14 protein-coding genes are annotated in these 22,517 nt (G+C 69.7%); 9 read left to right on the forward strand and 5 right to left on the reverse strand.

The window, feature by feature from the left end; all coding sequences use genetic code 11:
- The first annotated feature begins 209 nt into the window (after window positions 1-209).
- From HT102_RS10485 to HT102_RS10500, 4 genes are all read left to right on the forward strand, one after another.
- Window positions 210-938 (forward strand): class I SAM-dependent methyltransferase, encoded by a 729-nt coding sequence (locus HT102_RS10485; RefSeq protein WP_192039364.1) that lies wholly within the window; start codon window positions 210-212, stop codon window positions 936-938.
- Window positions 939-1,122: 184 nt separating this feature from the next.
- Window positions 1,123-1,416 (forward strand): hypothetical protein, encoded by a 294-nt coding sequence (locus HT102_RS10490; protein WP_192039365.1) that lies wholly within the window; start codon window positions 1,123-1,125, stop codon window positions 1,414-1,416.
- Entirely contained in the window at window positions 1,407-3,101 is a 1,695-nt protein-coding gene (locus tag HT102_RS16315; protein WP_192039366.1) for an alpha/beta hydrolase, read from the forward strand. Before HT102_RS10490 ends, HT102_RS16315 begins: the two co-directional genes overlap by 10 nt.
- Before the next feature lie 26 nt (window positions 3,102-3,127).
- On the forward strand, window positions 3,128-3,664 hold the full coding sequence (locus tag HT102_RS10500; RefSeq protein ID WP_192039367.1) for an LppA family lipoprotein: 537 nt from the start codon (window positions 3,128-3,130) through the stop codon (window positions 3,662-3,664).
- 86 nt (window positions 3,665-3,750) lie between these two features.
- Here the strand turns inward: HT102_RS10500 and HT102_RS10505 are convergent, their stop codons facing one another.
- Complete coding sequence (locus HT102_RS10505) at window positions 3,751-4,797, reverse strand: hypothetical protein (RefSeq protein ID WP_192039368.1); 1,047 nt, start codon at window positions 4,795-4,797, stop codon at window positions 3,751-3,753.
- A 245-nt stretch (window positions 4,798-5,042) separates the two neighbouring features.
- Between HT102_RS10505 and HT102_RS10510 the strand changes: the two genes are divergently transcribed.
- From HT102_RS10510 to HT102_RS10520, 3 genes are read left to right on the forward strand one after another with little or no spacing between them, the layout of a single operon-like run.
- On the forward strand, window positions 5,043-5,846 hold the full coding sequence (locus HT102_RS10510; RefSeq protein ID WP_192039369.1) for an FHA domain-containing protein: 804 nt from the start codon (window positions 5,043-5,045) through the stop codon (window positions 5,844-5,846).
- A 10-nt stretch (window positions 5,847-5,856) separates the two neighbouring features.
- Entirely contained in the window at window positions 5,857-6,267 is a 411-nt protein-coding gene (locus HT102_RS10515) for a hypothetical protein (protein WP_192039370.1), read from the forward strand.
- Window positions 6,264-8,930, forward strand: a complete 2,667-nt coding sequence (locus HT102_RS10520) for an FtsW/RodA/SpoVE family cell cycle protein (RefSeq protein ID WP_192039371.1) — start codon at window positions 6,264-6,266, stop codon at window positions 8,928-8,930. The genes HT102_RS10515 and HT102_RS10520 overlap by 4 nt, the downstream gene beginning before the upstream one ends.
- A 14-nt stretch (window positions 8,931-8,944) precedes the next feature.
- On the opposite strand, the gene HT102_RS10525 is transcribed toward HT102_RS10520, so the two are convergent.
- Together HT102_RS10525 and HT102_RS10530 are read right to left on the reverse strand one after the other, a co-directional pair.
- A complete protein-coding gene (locus HT102_RS10525; protein WP_192039372.1) occupies window positions 8,945-9,826 on the reverse strand; it encodes a DUF5602 domain-containing protein in 882 nt (293 codons plus the stop codon).
- Between the two features lie 123 nt (window positions 9,827-9,949).
- Window positions 9,950-10,432 carry a DedA family protein gene (locus tag HT102_RS10530; protein WP_192039373.1) on the reverse strand — a complete coding sequence of 161 codons (483 nt, stop codon included), beginning with the start codon at window positions 10,430-10,432 and terminating at the stop codon, window positions 9,950-9,952.
- A 171-nt stretch (window positions 10,433-10,603) separates the two neighbouring features.
- Here HT102_RS10530 and HT102_RS10535 point away from each other — a divergent pair, with 171 nt between their 5' ends.
- Window positions 10,604-12,340 carry a DUF2207 family protein gene (locus tag HT102_RS10535; protein WP_192039374.1) on the forward strand — a complete coding sequence of 579 codons (1,737 nt, stop codon included), beginning with the start codon at window positions 10,604-10,606 and terminating at the stop codon, window positions 12,338-12,340.
- On the opposite strand, the gene HT102_RS10540 is transcribed toward HT102_RS10535, so the two are convergent.
- The gene (locus tag HT102_RS10540) at window positions 12,337-13,692 is read right to left on the reverse strand and encodes a condensation domain-containing protein (protein ID WP_192039375.1); all 1,356 of its coding nucleotides are present in this window, start codon (window positions 13,690-13,692) and stop codon (window positions 12,337-12,339) included. The genes HT102_RS10535 and HT102_RS10540 overlap by 4 nt on opposite strands.
- A gap of 402 nt (window positions 13,693-14,094) precedes the next feature.
- Between HT102_RS10540 and HT102_RS10545 the strand changes: the two genes are divergently transcribed.
- On the forward strand, window positions 14,095-15,297 hold the full coding sequence (locus tag HT102_RS10545) for an alpha/beta hydrolase (protein WP_225443487.1): 1,203 nt from the start codon (window positions 14,095-14,097) through the stop codon (window positions 15,295-15,297).
- A 44-nt stretch (window positions 15,298-15,341) separates the two neighbouring features.
- Here the strand turns inward: HT102_RS10545 and HT102_RS10550 are convergent.
- On the reverse strand, window positions 15,342-22,517 hold a 7,176-nt coding region (locus HT102_RS10550; RefSeq protein ID WP_192039376.1), incomplete at its 5' end, for a non-ribosomal peptide synthetase.

A 22,517-nucleotide genomic window follows, 5' to 3' on the forward strand; every position in this document is an offset into this window, starting at 1 on the left:
ATCTCGGAGAGCGGCGGGCAGCACCCGGCCAACCTACCGGAGGAATCGATGCGGCGAAACGGTAGAGCGTCGCCGGCCTCGGTGTCGCCGGTGGTGTCCTCGTCGGCGGTGCTGCGTCCCGATCGTGAAGATCCAGCCACATCCTGCGTGGCTGAATCTTCACGATCGACTTGGGGCGCCGCGGTGCCAAGACGTGGCAAGATCCACGCATGACCGATCGCGCACGGAGCTTCGGGCAGGCCGCGGCGAGCTATGACCAGGTCCGCCCGCGCTATCCCCGGGAGCTGCTCGCGCGGATGCTGCCGACCGAGCCGGGCGTCGTGGTGGATTGCGGAGCGGGGACGGGCATTCTCACTGCCGCGCTGACGGCGCTCGGGCATGACGTGATCGCGGTGGATCCGGATCCGCGCATGCTCGATCAGTTGCGCGCGACGCTGCCCGGCATCACTGCCTTGGAGGGCCGCGCTGAATCGATCCCTCTTGGCGATGCCTCGGCGCGGGCGGTGGTGCTCGGGCAGGCCTGGCACTGGGTGGACGTGGAGGCGGCCTCGCGGGAGATCGATCGTGTCCTTGAGCCCGGTGGGTCGCTGCTCTTGTTGTGGAACATTCGCGATGAGGCGGTGCCGTGGGTGCGGGAGCTGACGGGGGTGATGCAGCGCAGTCCCGCGGAGGATCTGCTGCGCGGCGAGGGCCCGCGCGTGGCGGCGCCGTTCGCTCAGGAGGCCGTGGCGACGCAGGCGTGGGAGCGATCCATTGCTCCCGATGAGCTCCGGGAGCTGGTGCGCAGCCGGAGCAACTACTTGGTGGCCGGGCTCTCTGAGCGGGCGCGGGTGGACGCGCGGGTCGAGGAGCTGCTGGCATCGCATCCTGATCTGCGCGGCCGGGCCCGTATCGAGCTGCCGTATCGCACTTACGCCTTCCGCTACCGGCGGGCCTGACCCGGCTGACGTCCGTATCGGGCCGTTGCCTGCGCGGCGAGTGTGCGAATTCCGTCAGCGCTGGTCGCAAATCCTGTCGTTGTTCGCACACTCGCGGCGCGAGGATCGGCGCCCGGGCACACTCACTGGGCCGGGGATGACGCGATGATCCTGGCACCTGTCAGGCGGCTGATGCGGAGGTGGCATGGACGACGTGGAGCTTGTGGCGGATTGTGGTGCGCTGGGCGCGCTGGCATCCGCGGTCGAGAGGTTCGCTGACGATGTCAGTGCCATCCACCTCGGGAGGGACGCGCCTCCCGGCCTAGCCGGTTCCGGGCTCGATGTCGCCGTGTCCAGGATCATTGATGCGTCATGGGCTGTCCGGGACGAGCATGCGGAGGCCGTGCGTGGTCATGGCCGACGAATCGCGGCGTCCAGTGATGGCTACCTCGCTGCGGAGGCGGACTGCGCGCACCGGATCCTGGCGGCGTGGCGGTGAAGTCACTGACGGTGGGCGGGGTGCGTGCCCTGGCCTGGGAGGGCTTGGAGAACCATGCGGCGCGCTTCGAAACGGCGGCCGGTCGACTGACGGCACTCTCCGATGCCGCGCTCGACGCGCTTGATCAGGTGCACCCCGTGAGCTGGGAAGGCACCGCCGCCCGGCTAGCGCGGGAAGGCTTCATCGAGCAGCGCGCCGCGGGCCGGAGGTCAGCCACGGATCTCCAAGTGGCAGCGGCTGCTATGCGGCACGTGGCACGAACGATGCGTGCGGAGCAGTCCAATGCGGTGGCCGCGGTGGAGGCAGCGCTCATGGACGGGTTCATGGTCGATGAAGCGTGGCGAGTCTCCGCACCGCCGACGAAGGGCATGCCACCGGAGCGCGCCCACATGCTGATGCACCACGAGGAGCAGGTGGGTGCCGCCGCGAGGTCGATCCGCGCCGCGTTGGCTCGTTCGCTCGAAATGCTGCGTGACGCGGTACCACGATGGACGTCACCTGTCGGCAGTCCTGGCGGCCATGAGCGGGCTCCGGCACCCCCCACGGATGGGTCGGCCAAGCAGAATAGGGAGTACTGGGATTCCCTCACCGAGCAGCAGCGACAACAAGTTCTCGAGGCGCGCCCGGGGTGGATCGGTGGTCTCGATGGCGCTCCCGCGAGCGCGAGGCATGACGCAAACGTCGGGCAGATCGACAGCGAGCGTGTGCGTCTCGAGGCCCGGCGGGACCAGCTCGCTGCCGAGCTGCACGACAATTGGTTCGGTGGTGCCTTCACGAACGCGGACGCCGAGCTCTGGTACACCGAGCGCAAGCTAGCGGATCTCGCCACGATCGAGAAGCTGCTCGGCAAATACCCCGAGGGACGATTGATGCTGCTCGATATGCGGTCAGGGGAACGCGGCATGGCAGCGTTCGCGATAGGAAACCCGGACACCGCTGATCATGTGTCGGTCACGATCCCTGGATTCGGCACCACGATCTCTAGATCCTTCGCAGCAATGGTCAAGGAGACGGAGTATCTGCAGCGCGAGGCCGAGATCCAGCTCATCAATCATGGCAGGCGCGGGGAGACGATAGCCTCGATCGCTTGGCTGGGCTACGAGCCGCCCCAGGGTACCGGCCCCGGCTGGGGCGACACGGTCGTCGGGTTCACCGACGTCACCCAGCGCGAGCACGCCGTCAAGGGCGCAGCGAGGCTCGCCGCCTTCTTCGACGGAATCAACACGGCATCAGAGCTCGGAGACCCGCACATCACCGCGCTCGGCCACTCCTACGGGTCCTACACAACAGCTCTTGCGCTGCAGGATCCCCGCCCTGGCCAGCCTGTGGACGACGCCGTGTTCTACGGATCGCCAGGCGTCAATGCCGGTAGCGAGAAGGATCTCGGCCTCGAGGAAGGCCGCGCATACGTCATGAAGACCGACGGGGTGTGGAGCTTCATCGGCGGTGATGGTGATGCCATTGCCGATCTCGGATTCTTCGGCGCGTTCGGCCCGGATCCGGCGAACGCTGATTTCGAGCACCTGTCCACCAATGCGGCAACCACTCCGGACGGCATCGACCGCGAGCAATCCACCGGCCACAGCGAGTACTCCCGCATGGGGACCAACGGGGAACTGAGAACATCGGCATACAACATGGCCGTCATCATCGGAGGCCTCCCGGACCAGGTCGTGCGCCGATGAACCACCTAGCCAAGCGAGCACTGGCGATGCCAATCATCTCGGCCGCCCTGGCCGTGAGCGGATGCGGAGAAGCGATGAACAATCCCTACAACCATTCTGAACAAGAGGTTGCCCACGCCGCCGCGACGCTGCGTGGCCTTCCCGCCCTTGAGGAGACCGAGGCCCAGATCGTAGCCGTTGTCGCCAAGATCAAAGCCGCCGCCTCCAGGATCAACGCTGGGCTGCAGTGGGAGGAAGCACGTCCGCGGCGCGCGGGCGGCTGCGGCGGAGCGTTCGCCAATACTGATGGCTCCAGCGTCACAATGGCGGTGTGGGTCTCGGATACTCCCATCCCTGACAACGATTGGCCGGCGATCCTGCGAGCCGCGCGCGATATCGCCGCAGGATCCGGCATCACCGGAATCGCGGTGCGCGCTGACAAGCCCGGTCACCACGATGTCGTTCTCACCGGGGAAGCCGGTACCAGGATCGCCCTTGGCACCAAGCTCGCGGCCAGCATCAGCAGCGAGACTGGCTGCCGGTACACCGCGCAGGACATGCCCACCGGCATCGCGAAGGGCTGAGCACTCCCCTGCCGGTGCGTGGTGCGCGACGCCCCAACCCAGCCCGCCTACCAGCCCAACCCAGCCGCGCGAGTGTGCGAAATACGTCAGCCTTCCTCGCGATCGGTGTCGCTTTTCGCACTCTCGCCGACATCGGCCCCCGACCCGCCCCCGGCGCCGGAACGAGCACCCGACCCGGCGCCGACACCGTCACCCGAGCCCGAGCCCGAGCCCCAGCCGGGAACCGGGTCGACGGTGCTGAAGTCGTCGCGGGTGCGGGCGAAGTGCGCTTCCTGGTAGAGGCCAGATTCCTTGCGTTCCAGGGCTTCGGCGAGGAGCTCGGCGAGGGTGGAGCGCATGTGCGCCCACATGTGCCCGTGGTTGCGGACGACCGTGATGGAGGTGCTACCTGGGTGGCGGATGTTGCGGCGCAGGACGGCGTCGATGTGGTCGGAGTAACTGGTGAGGGCGTCGTGCACGCCGATGATGTCGTGCCAGGTGGTGCCGGGGTGGAGGGTGTCGGGGAGCTCGTGGAGGGACTTGCGCTGCATGATCATGGAGCGGCGGATCTTGCTGAGGGGGTCCATGGTGGGCGCGGGGTGCTCGTGGTCGTGGGGGTCGAAGTCTCCGACGATGGTCTCGACGGCGTCGCGGACGATGGGTCCTTCGCGGCGGAGCATATGGAGGGCACGCCAGGCGTGGCGGTGCAGGCCGTCCAGGGTTCCTACGGAGGAGAGCGTGACGAGGTGGTCGGCGTGGTCCGCGAGGGATTCGGCTACGGAGTAGGCGACGATGCCGCCCCATGACATCCCGGCGACGTGGAGGCTGCCGGGGTGGGTGCGCGCGAGGGCGTGGGCGTGGCTGTCGGCGAACCTGCGGCGGTCGGTGCGGCGGTGGACGTGGTCGGCCATGGGCGCGATGATCGGGCGATCGAGGTGGCGCGCGTAGGACCAGAGGTACCGCTGGCCGAGGGTGGTGTTGGGGGTCGATCCGAACCCGTTGTAGATCACGACGGGCTGCACGTGCTCGAATCTCCTGTTGAGGAGGTAGAAGCGGAACTTGTCGCCGGTGGTCCGGTCTGTGGCGACCTGGTATTGGGTGATCTCGTCGCGAAAGGTGTGATAGGCCGCACCGAGGAGGTCCGCTTCGTCCATGTGTCCATTATCGTGGGTTGGCGAGCCACGGCCACTCGACCGCGGTGGTCCTCGGCCCGCAGGGGGATGTCCGGGTATCGCGATACAGTGCCAGGCCGGTGCTGCCAGTAGCGTGGGGGCCTGCCTGGCTGCATGCTTGGACTTAAAGGTTCCAGGGCCATTTGGCCAGCAAGCTCCACGCTACCCCGGCGTGCCGGGCATGGCAGCACGTTTGACGCAGCAGGAAACGGTCAGGAGTTCACGGCATGGACGTTCTCGTCATCATGGTGTTCCTCGCGATCATCGCGGGCGCCTCGTGGTGGGCGTGGCAGCAGGCTCGTTCGCGGGCCTTGCCGTCGGTGGCTCGCGGCGCGATGGCCAATCTGGTGCGCGGTGCCGAGGCTCGCTTGCCCGAGGAGCCTCTGGATGCGCTCATCCATCGGATCGGTGAGCAGATCCTGCGCAAGTCGGAGCGCACGCTGAGCACTCGTGTGCTTCCCGAGAGCGTGGTGCTGATCGTGGCGCCCGAGCTGGCGAGCAGGATCACGAGGAATTGGGATTCGTTCACTGATGATCTTGCCAATTATGTGCTGTCATCGGCGGCCGATGAGGACTATGTCACTGGTGATGTGCGGTTCACCCTGGCGGAGAACGAGCGGTTCCATCGGCGTCGTGTCGATACCGTCCTGAACTCCGCCGCCACGCCTGCCGGTGCCCGGGTGCGGCGCTCCTCCCCACGCCCCTCCGGGGACGTCACCCAGGTCGTGGGGCGGGCGCAGTGGCTGATCGAGCCGCCATCGGGCAAGGCGGTCCCGCTCGCGGAGGGCCGCTCGTGGAAGGTCGGGGCCGGCGGCACGTGCGACATCATCATCAACGAGCCAATCGTCAGCCGCGAGCATGCCAGCATCACCGCGAAGGGCGACTCGCTGACCATCACTGACTTGTCGAGCACCAACGGGACGTGGCACGACAAGAAGAAGCTCGACCGCCCCCTCACGATCACCAAGGACACCACTATCGATCTGGCCGGGCGCGTCCCCGTTCGCTTCGTCCACCTCGCGGCGCTGTAGCGGGCCGGGAATGATCAACAACTTCCTGGCCCACGCGGCCGTCCTGATCATCGCGCTGCCCCTACTCGCGCACGTGATCCTGCGGGAGCGCCCCCCGAAGGAGGTCGCGCGATCGGCGGGGGGTGCCGCCGCGGCAGGCGCCGGGCGGGCGAGCGGCTCGAAGGCCCCGCCGTCGAGCACGAGAGCGGCCGCGGGCGGCAAGGGCCGGCGCGCGAGCAACGAGGAAGCCGGTTCGCGATCGCTGGCCACCCGCATGCTAGGCCTCAAAGCGGCGGGCAACAGTCCTTCTGGGCCGAAGCAGCCGGAGGGCAAGCCGGCCGAGCGCAAGAGCCCCGCTGGCAAGCCCCCGAAGCCCGGGAAGCCTGGGAGCAAGCCCGATGCCAGGAAGGGCCGTGGCGGCACCACGGGGCGGGCACGATGACCCCCACCACCACTGAGGGTGCTGGCGCATCCACTGGCCGACGCTGGACCTGGCACGAATCGCCGGTCGCCTCGACGTCCACCCGCGAGTGGCGGATGGCGCTGCTCGTGGCGGCCTCGAGCGGCCTGCTGGTGCTCACCGCGCTGGGCAGGCTCGGCTGGCCGCTGGGGCAGGGCATCCTCCTGCTCATCGCGGCCATCGTGGCACCGCTGCTGCTGACGGTAGCGGTGCGCGCGGCAATAGGGCCGCAGGTGTCGCTGGCGATGCCGTGGGCGGCGTGGTTCCTCACCTGCCTGGGCCTGGTCACCGGGTTCCGGCTGGCGCCGGGCAGCTTCATCACCACCATGCTGTGGCTCGGGCTGGCGATCCTGGCGTTCGTCGTCTCAGCTCTGTTCACTAGTCGCTGGCATCCGCGCGTGTCGCGGCTCCACGCCACGCTGATCGCTGTCCTCGGCCTGGCGCTCATGGCTCTGCCGCTGGTGCCGTCCCTGGCCTACACCGTGGGCGAGGTTCGGGCCTGGATCCAGCTCGGCCCGTTCACCGCGCAGCCCGTCGAGTTCGCGCGCCCGCTCATCGTGATCTCCGTGGCACTGCTGGCGCTGTCCACGGCATCGTCGTTTCGCAAGGCCACCAAGCAGACCATCGCGATCACCGCGGTGCCGCTCTTCGCGGCGGGGCTGCTCGCGCTGTACCTCGACGATCTGGGCCCGGCGCTGGCGATCTTCGCCGGCGGTGCCACGATCATCACCCTGTGCCTGCCCAAGATGCGCTACGCCCTGTGGCTGGCTGGGGCGGGAGCTGTGCTGCTCGGGCTGGTGTACCTCGTGTCGGGGAAGGTGCGCGACCGCGTCTCCGAGATCTGGGAGCCTGTTCTCCCCGATGGCAGCATCCGGCAGAACGGCATGGCGCAGATGGCCCTGTCGCGCGGGGGCTGGTTCGGCAGCGGCTTCAACCGTGGCAATCCCACCGTTGTGCCGGTGGTGGAGAGCGACTATGTGCTCGCCGGCATCGGCGAGGAGCGCGGCTTCGTCACTCTCCTGGTGATCGTTGCGCTGTTCCTGGTGATCAGCCTCGCCGGGTGGTATTCGGCGCTGCGTGCCCGCACGCTGGCGATGCGGTTGATCACCGCCGGGCTGACGGCGATGTTCAGCATCCAGGCGGCCTATGTGATCCTCGGCAATCTTGGCGTGGTGCCCATGACGGGAATGGTGACGCCGTTCCTGTCGAAGGGGGGCAGCGCGCTGATCGGCATGTGGTTCACCCTCGGGCTGATCGCGGGTGCTGGATCGCGGGCCGTCAATCTCAATGCGCCCCGCAGCGAGCAGGATCTCACCCGGCGCATCGCGCGCGTGACCCCGGGCATTCCCGCGTTCTGGGTGCTTGTCGTCGCGGGCACCGTAGTTGCCACAGCAGTGGTCGATCCGCTGCCTGCCTCGCGGTTCGGCAGCTTCGTGCCAATCGACAAGCGCAGTGACCTCCTCGCCCGTGATGGCCAGGTGCTAGCGAGCACCACCCATGATGCGGGCGGGACGAGCCGGACGGTGTATCGCGTTGCGGGCCTGGCCGATGACAATCGACGCCTGATCACGGTCGTGGACAATCGCATCCAGGAGTGGCCGAACTGCGGCAGCTGGTGGCGGCTGATGCTCGACCTCGATTGCCCGCCGCAGCCAGCTGTCTCGTCGTTGTCGCCGACGGTGCAGGCCGCCGCGCGCGACGCGCTCGGTGGCATGCCCGGTGATGTGGTCGTTCTCGATACCGCGACGAGCTCGGTGCTCGCGGCGTACTCGACGCCCGACCCGTCAGGGCGCTGGAGCAATGGTCATCCGGCACTGTCGGCGGATTCCGCGCCCGGTTCCACCTACAAGATCATCACTGCGGCAGCGGTGCTCGATGCCGGGCTGGACGGACGGACCGAGATCCGATCCGAGTACACCCCTCCGGGCGGCTTCGGCTCGGTGACCAACCATGACCGGGGCCCGTCCGGCGGAACGCTGGAGGAGGCGCTGGCCGAATCCTCCAACACAGCGTTCGCGGAGCTCGCCATCGATATCGGTGCCGATCAGGTCCGTGACATGACCGCCGCGATGAGCGGCTGGGACAACGACGGCTCCACGTTCGCCAGCAGGCCGGTCGCCCTCGGTGACCTCGGTGACCCCGACGCGATCGCCCGCACCGGGTTCGGCCAGCAGGACGTGCGCGCCACCCCGCTCGCGATGGCGCACGCGGCAGCGATCGTGGCCAGCGGCGGCACGAGCAGCCCGCCCCGCGCGATCATCGGCGCATGCCGGGGCGATCGGTTTGCCCCCACCGATGCGCCGGCCCGCGAGCGTGTCATCGAGCCCGAGGCCGCTCAGCGCATCCGCGACGGCATGGAGCTGTCGATCAGCAGCGGCAACGTTCCAGCGCTGTCCGGGCTCACCGCGGACATCGCAGCCAAGACTGGCACCGCCGAGAACAGCGACGGCTTGTACGACGGCTGGATCGTCGCTATTGCCCCCGTGGAGGGCAGCAACATCGTCGTCGCGGTGCGTGTTCTCGCGGATGCTGCGACCGGCACGGACCGTGGTGGCGCGAGCAGTGCCGGGCCGGTCGCTTCCGCTGTGCTGCGCGCCGCGATCGCCGACCGCGGCGCGGGCAACAATCCCTGTGCCAGCAACTAGCTTGGGGCACGGGGTCAATCGCTGGAGCGTTCCTCCAATCCGCCGAGGGTTATGACGTACTCGCTGGTGTCCTCGTCGAAGTCAACGGAGTAGGTGGTGGGGAAGTATCCGTCGCGGGTGAACGCCTCGGGCTGCGGGATGTCCTGCTCCAGGGAGGGCTTGCCGAGCAGCCATTCGCGGGTGATCATCGGCTCGACGAAGGTGAACTCGCCATCCCAGCTGCCCATGACGAGCGTGGATTCGAACACGTACTCGCCGGGGACGAGCTCGTCGGCGCTATCGAGCCAATGCACGCCCATGTTCGGCACGCCCTGCATCTCGACCGGAGGCTCCGGCGGCACCATGTAGCCCTCAGGCATGTAGGGCTCGTCGGGCAGGTTGGCAGCCTTGGCGCCGAACTCTGGGTCGGTGGGCACGATATCGGCAACGTCGGTCTCGTCCACCATGTAGAAGTGCATGTCGAAGTGCGGCTTGTCGAAAAGGCCAGGAGGCTCATGGCCGCTGCTCGCCCAGTCGAGGGACACATGGTTGAACATGGTGGATCCGGCGCTCTCGGGCAGCTCGAGCAGCCACACCGTCGGGGGCGCGTCCGGTTCATCAGGCAATCCCTCGAGGGCACCCTCGGTGAGCCGGATTCCGACCTCGCGGGGGTTGTCCTCGGCGTCAACGGTGACGAAGGTGCTGGCCTCTCCCTCACCGACCGCGACAACAGGCCCGCGATCGACGGCTGCGCCCGGTAGCTCGGCGGCAGCGGTGGTCGTGGTTGCGCCCGGCGTGGTCGCGGTGGTTCCCTCAGCGCTGTCCTCGCCGTCGTCGTTGCCGCACCCGGCGGCAAGCACAGCAAGGGTGATGGCGGTTGCGGCGAGAGCCCGCCCGCCCAGCACGGTTGTTCTCATGGTGATGGTCCTTCTGTACGGTGCGCGGCCCCGGAATGGTCGTGCTAGCACAATCAATTCTGCGCGCCCCGAGCGTGATCCGGGAGGTTTTCCCGAGCGAGTTTCGGGGGCGAGTTTCGGGGGCTAGCTTCCGGGCTGGCTCGCCTCGCCGACCCGCCGGCGCTGCAACCACCAGGCCAGGGCCGCGGCAAGGACGAGCAGCAGTGCGATGGCCAGCGGCGGCGAGTAGGTGAACGCGCGCCACCAGGCAGTGAGAATGGCGATGCCGCCCAGCGAGTAGATCGCGGCCCACGCCGCGCATCCGGCGAGCATGGCGATCAGGTAGCGGATGAATCGCATGCGGGTGGCCCCGGCCGTGGCGTTGACCGCGGTCTGCAGGCCGATGGTGAAGAAGGATGCGGTGACCGCGGGCGGGCCGTAGCGATCAATGATGGCGCGCGACCGCTCGAGGCGGGGCTCGATGCGGGCGCCGAGCCTCGTGCGGTAGAGCCCGGCGCCAAGCAGCCTGCCCAGCCAATAGGTGGCCTGGGCGCGGAGGAAGACGATGCCGAACAGGGCGAGATAGACAATGAAGAAGGGGTGCCCGGCGAGGGAGCTGTATTCCATGGGCTCCTCCCCCTGGTCAGTCCGTGGCCCTTGGTCGTCCCGATACTAGTGCGCGCCGTCGCTGAACGGGGATCGTCGATCACGTGCCGTGGGGCCTGCCGGTACCGGGCGGGCGGGTTCGGCCACTGATAGCGTCGAGCGCAGGGTTTGCTGCTGGGCGAGGGAGGGTGCATGCGTCGAGGTCTGGCTGTCCGCGCGATGGTCGTAACAGCTGTGGGGCTGCTCGCGCTGATGGGAAGCGGCGGGGCGGCCGCTCAATCGTCGGCCGAGGATTTTGTGTTCGATGGCGTCGAGGCGGTGTATCTGCTCGAGCGCGATGACGAGGGCCGCGCGCTCATGCGCGTCACCGAGACGTTGACCGCGGTGTTCCCCGACCGCGACCAGAACAAGGGCATCGTGCGGGGATTGCCGCGCAAGCATGACGGCCATCCGCTGGGCACCGAGGTGGAATCGGTGACGCGCAACGGCGAGCCGGAACCGATCTATTCGGAGTCCAGCGAGGGCGACGAGCTGCTGGTCGCCACGGGCACCGATGACTTCCTGCGGGGCGAGCAGGTCTTCTCGATCGAGTACCGGATGCGCGATGTGATCGATGATGCCGACGGCGCGCAGGAATGGTACTGGGATGTGCTTCCCGCCGGGTCGGCGCAGCCATATGGGCCGGTCACGGTGACGCTGGAGCTCTCGCCGGAGGTGGCTGGGCTGTTCGACGGCCGGGCGCGCTGCCTGGAGGGCGCGGAGGGCTCGACGCGCGAGTGCGAGGCGAGCATCGAGGACGACGAGGTGCGCTTCACCTCAACGCGACCGCTGGGCGAGGGCGAGGGCATGACCGTAGTGGCGGGCTTCGCGGCAGGCGCCTTCGAGCCCTACACCGAGGGCGCGCTCGGGGTTATCGCCTCTGCCTTGTCGGGTGCTGCTGCGTTGCTCGCGGCAGGCGCGATGGCGCTCGCTATCCGGATCCGGGCCACGGTCGGGCGGTCCGCCCCCAGGGGCCGGGAGATCACTGCCTCGTACTCGGTGCCGCAGGGGTTGTCCATCCTGCGCATGGCCGCGATCCATGGTCACACGATGGATGCGCGGGCGGTCCCGGCGCAGATCGTGGATCTCGCCATCCGCGGCAAGATCCGCCTTGTCGAGGTCGAGAGCGGCGGGAGCCACAAGTATCGGGCGGAGCTGATGGATCCGACGGGGCTGGACGGGGACGAGCAGGAACTCGTGGATGCGCTCTTCCCGACGGGCAACACCGTCCACGAGCTCAGCGAGCCCAGCTCGAGCACCACGAGCGCGATCGCAGCGCTGCGCCGCCGGATCAAGGAGGAGATCATCACCGACGGCTACCGCCGGAGGGTGCCGGTGCCGCGGGGCGTCGTCGCCGGGGGCGCGGTCGCGGTCGCCGGCGCGGTGGCAGCGTTCATCGCCCTGGCGATGCTGGGGCCGGATTGGCGGATCGCTGTGGCCATCGGCGCCTTGGTCGTGGCCATTCCGGCCATCGTGCTGGCGTTCGATATCCGGCCCCTCACCGAGAAGGGCCGGGCCGTGGCTGACCAGCTCGATGCCACCGCGAAGTACTTCGATGCTGCGGGAACCACCCGCACCAGTTCGCACGGCACGGGTGACCTGCCCGGGAGCGAGTCCCCGGTCATCGAGTTCCACGAGCGCGCCCTGCCGCACGCCATGCTGTGCGGGGCGGGCAAGGACTGGGTGGAGCGGTTGTCCGAGAAGTACGAGGCCGAGGGAGCTGCGCCGTACTGGTTCATCGGGCCCCGCCCATTCAGCCCCGTGGTGTTCATCGCCATGCAGGGCGGAATCGGATCGACCGGGGCGCAAGTCGCCGGCGGTTCGGCGGGCGGGTTCAGCGGCGGCTCGGTCGGCGGGGGCGGGGGCGGCGGCTCGGTCGGCGGTCGCTAGACGACCTGGAGCAAGGGCTGGAGCCCGTCCACCGAGACCAGGGGCGCGCGAGGATCGCTCGCGGTGAATGAGTCGAGGAAGTTGAGGAATCGCTGCATGTGCGCGGAGATCTCCTCATGGATGTAGAGGTTGGGGTTGGCCTCGATGTCGAGCACCAGGGCGCTGTTCTCGTCGGACCGGACCGTGACGACGAGATCATGGACGAGCCCGTCGGTGAGCGCGTGGCTGACCGCGGTGGTGCCGTCGAGCGGGATCGTCGGGTCGGCGAGGGCGAGGTTGATGGTGGGCCCGAAAGCGTGCGCGTGGTCGCCGATCAGTCCGTGCTCGCGGATGATGTCGTCGTTGCGGAAGCGCTGGTGCGCGATCGCCCCGGCGATGCGGTCGCGCGAGGCGCGGATGGCCTCGGCGATGGTGGTGGTCTCGTTGATGCCGGTGCGCAGGGGGACGGTGTTGGCCATGGCTCCGGCCGATCGGCGCAGCGCGAGGCGGGTGCGTGCTGCGACGGGCAGGGTGAGGGTGGTGTCGGTGGCTCCGGTGATGCGGCTGAGGTAGCCAGCGAAAGCAGCAGTGATGACGGCGGCGATGGTGCTGCCGGAATGCTGCGCGGCCTCATCGACCGTTTCGGTGATGCGTCCGGGGATCGCCACGGAGGCTCGGACGGTGGCCACGGAGGCGGGGGCGGTGGTGCGTGCCAGGCTTTCGGCTTCGCTGGCACCGTCGAGGGTTGCTGCCCAGTACCGGCGGTCCTCGTCGAAATCGAGGGCGGCACGGTATGCCTGCTCGTGCTCGACGAGGGCGTCGATGCCTAGGCCGCGGAACGGGGGGATCTCCCGGTTGCCGAGCATGGCGTTGTGGATCTGGGCGGCGCGGCGCAGGAAGAGTCGGATCGATTCCGGATCCGCGATGATGCGATGCGCCCGGGTGTACCAGATGTGCTGCTGGGGCCCGATCACGAGCAGCGCGGTCTCGAAAAGGTGGTCGCCGAGCATGTCCATGGGCGTGGAGCGCTGGAGGCACATCCAGTCGCGGGCGGCGTCGGCGGGATCGTCCTCGCCGGTGAGGTCAACAATGCGCATCCGCGCTGATCGCGGGGCGCCAGCGACGCGCTGGTAGGGCCACCCCGCGTGCTCGACGATGCTCAGGGTGGTCAGGGCGCAGTCGGATGCTGCTTGGTCGATGGCGCGGCGCAGGACATCGACGCCCAGCGGCCCGTCGATGGTGACGTAGCGGGTGAGGCAATCGGGGATGCTGGGGTTCATGCGTTGCGCGAACCAGGCATGGGCCTGCGATGCGGTGAGCGGCAGGCGCGCAGGCTGGATCGTGCCTTGGCCTGGCTCGCTCGCGTTGCTCATCACAGTGTGTTCATCCATCTGGTCCCCCGGAGCGTTACATGCACGGTGTGGTCGTCAAGGTGCATCCGTTGCCGAGCATTGTCTCGGTTTGGTAACCCGACCCTGGTGGGCTGGTATTCCTGGGCTCGCCTTCCTCGTCCGGTGGTGTTGTTGTCGCGCCAGAGTGATTCTTACCGTAGTTGATTGCGCCTTTGCTGACGATCCGCCGATTGCATGACACTAGTCCTCGGGGCACGCGCGCGGCGCCGCGCGTGTGGCGTTGTTCACGCATGGGTTACGGCGGCGAAAGCTACTGTGACAAGATGTCTCATCAATGGTGATCGCGTGTTTCCCGACCGCCACCGAGCACCCCGCCCAGCGACACCGTGCCACGGCCTGCCCGACCTGAAGGAGCCCACCAGCATGAGCGCCAGCCTCGACCTCCCAGCGGCTCCCCCGGCACCCTCCCGGGCAGGAGGCCGCCAGCGCGGCGCCACCTCCCGCGCGCTCGCCACCCGGCTCGGCGCGCCGAGCCTGGCTGCCAAGGTGTCGAGCGTCAGGGTTCCCGCAGTCAAGGTCCCGACGGCCGCGCGCAATGCCTGGAACCTCACCCTCGGCGAGGGCCTCGAGCCCTACCAGCCCACCCCCCCCACCGTCATCCACGAGGGCCCCCACCGCACGCTCCGCAAGTACGACGTGCCCGCGGGCGGCAACCACGACGCGCATCCGGTGCTGCTCGTCCCGCCGCTGGCCGTGCCCATCTCCTGCTTCGACCTCCGCCCCGAGCAGAGCCTCGCCCAGCACCTCATCGACACCGGCCACGCGCCCTCCGTCGTGGACTACGGCACCATCTCGTTCGCTGACCGCGACCTCGGGTTCGAGGAATGGATCGACGACATCATTCCCGCCGCGATCAAGCGCGTCTCCGCCGAGCATGGCGGCGCGCCGATCGATGTGGTGGCCTGGTGCCTCGGCGGAACGATGACGCTGCTCTCCGCCGCCGCGCACCCCGAGCAGCCGATCCGCTCCATCGCCACCGTCGCCACCCCGATCGACTACGCGAAGCTGCCCAACCTCGTGCCCCTGCGCACCGCGGCACGGTTCACCGGCGGGCGCGTCACCACCTATGGCACGAAGCTGATGGGCGGCATGCCCGCGCCCTTCGTCAAGCTGACGTTCCGCGCCACCGCGTTCCAGCGGGAGTTGAAGAAGCCCTGGTTCATCGCTCGCAACCTCGGCAACACCGAGACGCTCGCGCGGATGGAATCGATCGAGCGCTTCATGGGCCAGATGCCCGGCTACCCGGGCCGCCTCTACCTGCAGCTCTGGCAGCGCATCATGCTGCGCAACGACCTCGCCAAGGGGCAGCTCGTCCTCGGCGACCGGCGCATCGACCTCCGCCGCGTGGACAAGCCGGTGCTGGCCATCGCGGGGACCGGGGATGCCATCACCTCGGTGCCTGCTGCCCGCCACCTCGCCACGGTTCTCACGGGTTCGCCCGGGATCCGGTTCGAGACCGCTCCCGGCAGCCACCTCGGGGTGCTCGCCGGACCCGGGGCGCCCGAGCACACCTGGCCGCACATCGACGTCTTCCTCGCCGAGCAGCAAGCCGCCGCGCGCGCCTAGCCGTCCGCTTCCGCGACGTCAAGGCGCGAGGAGGCGCCCCGGGGTCAGTCCTGTAGCTCGATCGTGCCGCTGGGCGCGAGGCGCGCGCGCAGCCCGAGCCTGATCAAGCGGCCACCGGGGCTGGTGGCACGCGGGTCAGCGACCAGGGCGACGGACGTAGGGCCCGCCCCAGCGGCCACGTAGCTGGCGAGGCCGGCATCGCAGGCGTATAGCTCCCCGCTGGAGGCAGGCTCGAGCCGGGCATCGAGCAGGCGCAGCACGATGCCCGGCGCGGGCTCCACAGCGCCCGCCTCGCCTTCCAGCAGCATGGCGGCGAGGCTTGCGCTGCCCCCTGCCGTCTCGGGCGCTTCCTCGAGGTCGAGGGGAGTTCCGGTGGCCATCGCCTTGAGGAGCAGCAAGTGGCCGGTCGGCTCGCTCCCCGACTCGAGCAGGAGTGCCGTGCCAAGCTGTGTCAGCGCGATCGGCTCGTCACCGTGGGACAGGATGATCGCGGGGTCCGCGTCGCGCAAGGGATGCGGCCGGTCATAGAAGGTGATGGGGCCCGGGGGCTGCTGCTTGAGCGCTGCCGCGGTCGCCGCGTCGTCGAGCAGCACCCATTCCGTCGCCGCGTGCTCGTCGATGCCGTCGCCATCGAGGGCGATGCCGAGGTCTGCCCCGGGAGCAGGACGATCGGGCTTGCCCGCGGTCATCGCGATCGCGGCGCCCGTCTTCGCGGCAGCGAGCAGCGCGATGAGCGCCTCGATGGATGGGGGTATCGCAACCCGCACGGTGGTGCCCGCGCGGGCACCCCGGAGCAGGAGCAAGCGGGCGAGGCGCGAGGACCTGCGATCGAGATTGCGGTAGGTCAGCGCGCGGCCCTCGTGACGGGCAGCGATCGCAGTGGGGTCATGCTCGATGGCCGCGTCGATGGCGTGCAGCAGGGTCGTGGGCGCCCCCGGCACCGGGGGCCCGGCGATGCTGTCGGGGGTGGCTGCCGGTTCCAGGCCGGATGCGGCCTCCTCGTGCGCCTCCAGCGTGATGTCGCCCACCCGGGCCTCGGGGCTGCTGACGAGCGCGTCGAGGATCGTGGCGTACCACTCGGCGATGCGCCGGACAGTGCGCTCCTCGAAGAGGTCGCGCCGGTAGGTGATGATGCCGCTGAGGCCGGAATCGTCCTCGACGATGCCGAAGGTGAGGTCGGTCTTGGCGACGTGCAGGCCGTGGTCGAGGACGTCGACCTCGAGCCCGGCGAGCGTGGCGGCCCCTGGCTTCGCGCCGTCCACGGTGAGCAGGACCTGGTAGACGGGACTGTGGGTGATGGGGCGGCGCGGCATCACCGCATCCACGATCGCCTCAAACGGCACGTCCGCGTTGGAGTAGGCGCCGATGTCAGCGCGCCGCGCCTCGTCGAGCACCTCCATCGCGGTGGCCGCGGGATCGATAAAGGTGCGCAGCGGAAGCGTGTTGACGAACATGCCGACCAGATCCGCCAGCGCTGGGTCGCTGCGTCCCGCGGTGGGGGTGCCCACGACGATGTCGCTGCTGCCGGTGATGCGGGCGAGCATCGCCGCCAGGCCCGCGTGCAGCACCATGAACGTGGTGGTGCCGGTTCGTCGCGCCGTGGCCGCCAGTCGCTCCTGCAGGCCGGGAGGCAGTGGCAGGTCGACCGCGCCGCCCTCCGCCGAGGGAATCGCGGGCCGCGGCTTGTCGAGCGGCAGGTCGAGCTCATCCGGTGTTCCCGCAAGGGCGCGCCGCCAATAGGTGATCTGCTCCGCCCACAACGAGCCAGGGTCGGTGGGGGCGCCGAGCAGATCGTGCTGCCACGCCGCATAGTCGAGGTAGCTGATCCGCAGGGGCGACCAGGCAGGCTTGGCGCCTGCGATGCGAGCAGCGTAGGCGGCGATCATGTCGCGCACCAGCGGGGGGACGGATTCGCCATCGGCGGCGATGTGATGCACCACCAGGGCGAGGATGTGCTCATTGGGGGCGGTGCGGAGCAGCTCGATCCGGATGGGCGCGTCGGTAGTGACGTCGAATCCGCGGCTCACGAGGCCGAGGACGTGGTCGGCGGCGTCCGCGGGAGCAATCGAGTGCTCGGTGAGGACGGTGGCGCTCACCGCCCGGGCATCGAGGACTCGCTGGTACGGCTCGCCGTCCGCGCTGGGATAGATGGTCCGCAGCATGATGTGGCGCTCGAGGATGTCCTGGACAGCAGCGCGCAGCGCGCCTCGGTCGAGAGTGCCGCGCAGGCGCAGGGCGACGGGGATGTTGTAGGTCGCGAGCGTGGGGTCCCACCGGTTGAGGATGTGCATGCGTTCCTGCGCCGGGGAGAGCGGCGGATGCGCGGGATGGACCCGGGGCTCGAGCGGCGGGCGCGCGGGCCCGGTGGCGCGCGTGTCGAGGATGCTGGCTAGTCCGGCGACGGTGGGCTGCTCGAAGATGTCCTGGGCGCGCAGGGTGGTTCCGGTGGCGGCGCTCGCGCGGGCGACGACCTTCAGCGCGGTGAGCGAGTGCCCCCCGAGCTCGAAGAAGGACGTGTCGGCGGTGACATGCTCGATCCCGAGGACGTCGGCGAAGATGCCGGCGAGCAGCTTCTCCGAAGCGGTCGAGGGGGCCACGCCGCCGGTGATGCCGGGGACGCTTCCCGGCGCGGGCAGTGCCCGTCGGTCGATCTTGCCGCTCGCGGAGAGCGGGAACTCCGGCAGCGCGATGATGTGGGCGGGGATCATGTAGTCGGGCAGCGTGCTCGCCAGCGCGGCTCGGGCCGCGCGGGGGAATTCCTCATCGACGGAACCGGTGGCGGCGTAGGCGATCAGTTGGTCGCCGTCGGCGAGGACGAGCGCCTGGTTGACAGTGTCGAGCGCGAGCAGTGCCGCTTCGGTCTCGCCGAGCTCGATGCGCAGGCCGCGGATCTTGACCTGGAAGTCGGTGCGCCCGAGGTAGTCGAGGGAACCGTCGCGGCGCCAGCGCACGAGGTCGCCCGTGCGATACAGCCGCGCCCCGCCCACAGCGGCAAAGGGATCGGCGACGAAGCGCTGGGCGGTCAGCGCGGGCAGGTTGCCGTACCCGCGGGCCACCGGCAGGCCACCGATGTAGAGCTCGCCAGGCAGTCCGGGCGGGACCGGGCGCAGCCACTCGTCGAGCAAGTGCAGCCGCGCATTGCGGATGGGGGTGCCGATCGGGGCTGGATCGATATCGGTCGTGACGGTCCATCGGGCGACGCTGTCGGAGGCCTCGGTGGGGCCGTAGCTGTTGATGACGCTCACGCCGCGGTCGATGAGGGCGCGGACCATGTTCATGCGGATGGGCTCGCCACCGAGATACACGGTGTGCGCTCGCGTGAGGATGCCCTCGACGTCGGCTTCGACGAGTGCCTCGAACGCGCTGGGCGCCATGTTCGCGAGCACGATGCCCTCGCTCGACACCGTGCGCAGGATGCTGGCGGGGTCGAATCGCGGCTCGGCGAGGTGAAGGGTTGCCCCGGTGCTCAGCGCGGACCACACCTGTTTCTGGGTGAGGTCGAACGTCGGCGCGGACGCCACCAGCACGCCCTCCCCCGGGCCGAGCTCGAGCTCGTCGAGATACCAGGCGAGCGTGTTGAGGATGCCACCGAACGGCACCAGGGTGGGCTTGGGCTTGCCCGTGGAGCCCGAGGTGGTGATGACGTAGCCGAGTCGCTGGCCAGCGCCGGGCTCGGCCCACCGATCGGGCAGTCCGTGCTGGTCACCGGGAGGCGCGGGATCCGGCGTGGAGCCGAGGGTGATGGCCCGGCCGGGCTCGATGGCGTCGCTGTGCTCCAGGCCGGGCGCGCAGAGAACGATGCGGGCTCCGGTATCGCCCAGGATCGTGGCGATGCGGCTGCTGGGCTGGCTGGGGTCCACGGGCAGGTACGCGGCCCCGGCCTTCCAGGCGGCGACCATGCCGACGATCCAGGCGCGTGAACGCGGAACAGCAAGCGCCACCACATCGTCCGGTCCGGTTCCCCGCGCGACGAGCTGGTGGGCGAGCTGCTCGGACCAGTCATCGAGCTCGGCGTAGGTCAGGGAGCCATCGGCGTCCACCACGGCCCGGGCCTCGGGCCGCTCCCGGACTTGCTCGCGCAACCGCGCAAGGGGCGTTGCTGGAGGGGATGCCGCGGCACCGGTCCCCCAGGCGGTGACCTGCTCGCGCTCGCGGGCGGTGAGCAGCGGGTGGTCGCGCAACGGCGCGCCGGGAAGCGCGGTGACATGCCCGATGAGAAGGAGGAGCCGGTCCACGAGCGCCTCGATGGTGGCGTGATCGAACAGGTCCGCGGCGTAGGTGACGATGACCTCGCGGGGCGCGTCCTCGGTGGGCTCGGTGATGGTGAACTGCAGGTCGAACTTCGCGGTCGCGCCGTCGGCTTCGAGGAACTCGGCCTCGAGGCCCGCGAGGCGCAGCACGGGGACAGCCTGGTTCTGGAAGGACAGCATCACCTGGAACAGGGGCGTGTGGGCCCGGGAACGCGGCGGGCCGACGGCCTCGACGACCTGCTCGAACGGGATATCGGTGTGGTCGAATGCCTCGAGGTCCACGCGGCGGGCCTCGGCGAGCAGGTCGGTGAAGGATCGGCTGCCATCGATGTGCAGGCGCAGCACGAGGGTGTTGACGAACATGCCGACAAGATCGTCGAGCATCGCCTCGCCCCGTCCCGCGATGGGAGTGCCGATGGCGATATCGGTGGTGCCCGAATACGTGGACAGGAGCACCGCGAGCGCTGCGTGCATCGCCATGAATGGGGTCGCGCGATGCTCGCGCGCGAGGCCTGCGAGGCTGTCCATGGCATCGGCCGGGAGGTGCGCGCGATAGGTCGCGCCGCGGGTGCCCTGGCGGGCCGGGCGCGGGTGATCGGTGGGCAGCGGCAGCAGCGCGGGAAGCTCGGCGAGCTGGCTGGTCCAGTAGCGCAGCTCGGTGGCCGCGAGCGAGCTAGGGTCGCTCGGATCGCCGAGGATGCCGCGCTGCCAGATCGCGAAGTCCGCGTACTGCACGGGCAGCGGGTTCCACCCGGGCTCGCGGCCATCGGTGCGTGCCTGGTAGGCGATCATGAGGTCGCGGGCGAGCGGCGCCATCGACGCTCCGTCCGCGGACACGTGGTGCACGGCGACCGCGAGGATGTGGTCGTCGGTGCCGCTGATGGTGATCAGTCCGGCGCGCATGGGGATCGCGGCACCGGCATCGAAGAAGGTGGTCACGATCTCCATCGCGTGGCGGTGGGCCTCGGCGGCGGTCGCGGCGGTCCGCCGCTCGAGGCGCGGCGCGCGCTCGACGGGCAGGATGACCTGGATGGGGCCGTTGCTGGTGCTCGGGTACACGGTGCGCAGTACCTCGTGGCGCGCGAGGACATCGTCGAGCGCCGCGCTCATGGCGTCCTCGTCGAGCGGGCCGCGCAACCGGATGGCGAGCGGGATGTTGTAGACAGCGGTGTCGGGCTCGATGTCGTTGAGGATGCGCATGCGCAGCTGGGCGAGCGACAGGGGCAGCTCGGCGGGGCGGGGCATCGGAGCGAGCGGCGCGCGGCGGCTCGATCCGCGCTGGCCGAGGCGGCTGGCGAGCTCCACGATCGAGGGGGCGTCGAAGAGGTCGCGCACGCTCATGGTGGTGCCGAGCGCGTCGCTGGCGCGGGCAGCGACCTTGGCCGCTGACAAGGAGTTGCCGCCGAGATCGAAGAAGCTGGTGGTGGTGCTGATCCGGGCCGCGCCGAGCACCTCGGTGAAGACGTCGGCGAGGATCTCCTCGGTAGGCGTGGCCGGCGAGCGGTGCGCGGCGCTGGTGCTGGCGAAGTCGGGGCGCGGCAGGCGCGCGCGGTCGAGCTTGCCGTTGACGGTGACCGGCCACTCCGGGACGAGCAGGATCTGCGTGGGCACGAGGTAGGAAGGGGCGCGCCGCGCGACGTGGGCGCGGACCTCGGCGATGTCGATGCTGGGGCGCGTGGCGGTGATGTAGGCGATGAGGTGATCGCCGAGGCTCTCGTCGCGGTGGACCATCGCCACGGCTGCGGTGACACCGGGGTGGCTGGCAATGAGCGCCTCGGCCTCGCCGAGCTCGATGCGCAGGCCGCGCAGCTTCACCTGGAAATCGGTGCGGCCGACATAGTGCAGCGAGCGGTCGTGATCCCACCGCACGAGGTCACCGGATCGGTACATGCGTTGCCCGGGCTTGCCGTAGGGGTTGGCGACGAAGCGGGCGGCAGTGAGCTCGTGCTGGCCGAGGTAGCCGCGCGCCTCCCCCACCGAGACGATGTAGAGCTCGCCGGGGACGCCCACGGGAACGGGGCGGAGGCGATCATCGAGGACGAGCACGGCATTGCCCGCGATCGGGCGGCCGATGGTGACGGGCTCGCCGGGGCGCATGGCGTCCGTGGTGGTGGTCCAGATCGTGGTCTCGGTGGGTCCATACAGGTTGTGCATGGCCACGTGCGGGGCCCAGGCGTCGACGAGCTCCGGGGGGCATGCCTCGCCGGCGACGGCGAGCGCCCGCAGGTGCTGGGCAGCGCCGGGCGCGCCGAGCGACGCGAGCACCGACGGGGTGAGGAACGCATGGGTGATGCGCTGCTCGGCGAGGACCGAGGCGAGCGCCTCGCCGGCAGTGATGCTGGGCGGCACGACCACGGTGGTGGCACTCGCGCACAGGGCCATGAGCATCTCGAACACGGCGGCGTCGAAGCTCGGCGAGGCTAGGTGCGTGACGCGCGAGTCGGCACTGACCCCGAGGATGCGCAGTTCCTCCCGGGCGACCGTAGCGAGGCCGGCGTGGGGCACCACCACGCCCTTGGGGGTGCCGGTGGAGCCCGAGGTGAAGATGATGTACGCGGCGTTGGAGGGACGGAGGCCACTCCGGCGCTCGTGGTCCTGGATGCGGTGGCCCGGCGCCGCCGAGGCGCGATCGCTGGTGGCGGGGTCGCTGAGATCGAGCTGGCGCACGCCACCGGGCAGCGGGGCGCCCGTGCTGGTGATGCCGAGAATGGCTCCGGACCGGCGGATCATGTCCGCGGCGCGCTCGGGCGGATGGGCCGGGTCGATGGGCAGGTAGGCCGCGCCTGCCTTGGTGATCGCCCAGATGGCGGCAAGGGTGGCGAGACCGCGGCTCGCGCCGATCGCGACGACTGCCTCTGGGCCCGCGCCCTCGGCGATGAGCAACCGGGCGAGCTGGTTGGTCCAGGCGTCGAGCTCGGCGTAGGACAGGGCGCGGGCCCCGTCGAGGATCGCGGTGCGCTCCGGGTCCCG

The organism is Lolliginicoccus lacisalsi (genome assembly GCF_014841105.1).
Taxonomy (GTDB): Bacteria; Actinomycetota; Actinomycetes; order Mycobacteriales; family Mycobacteriaceae; genus Lolliginicoccus; species Lolliginicoccus lacisalsi.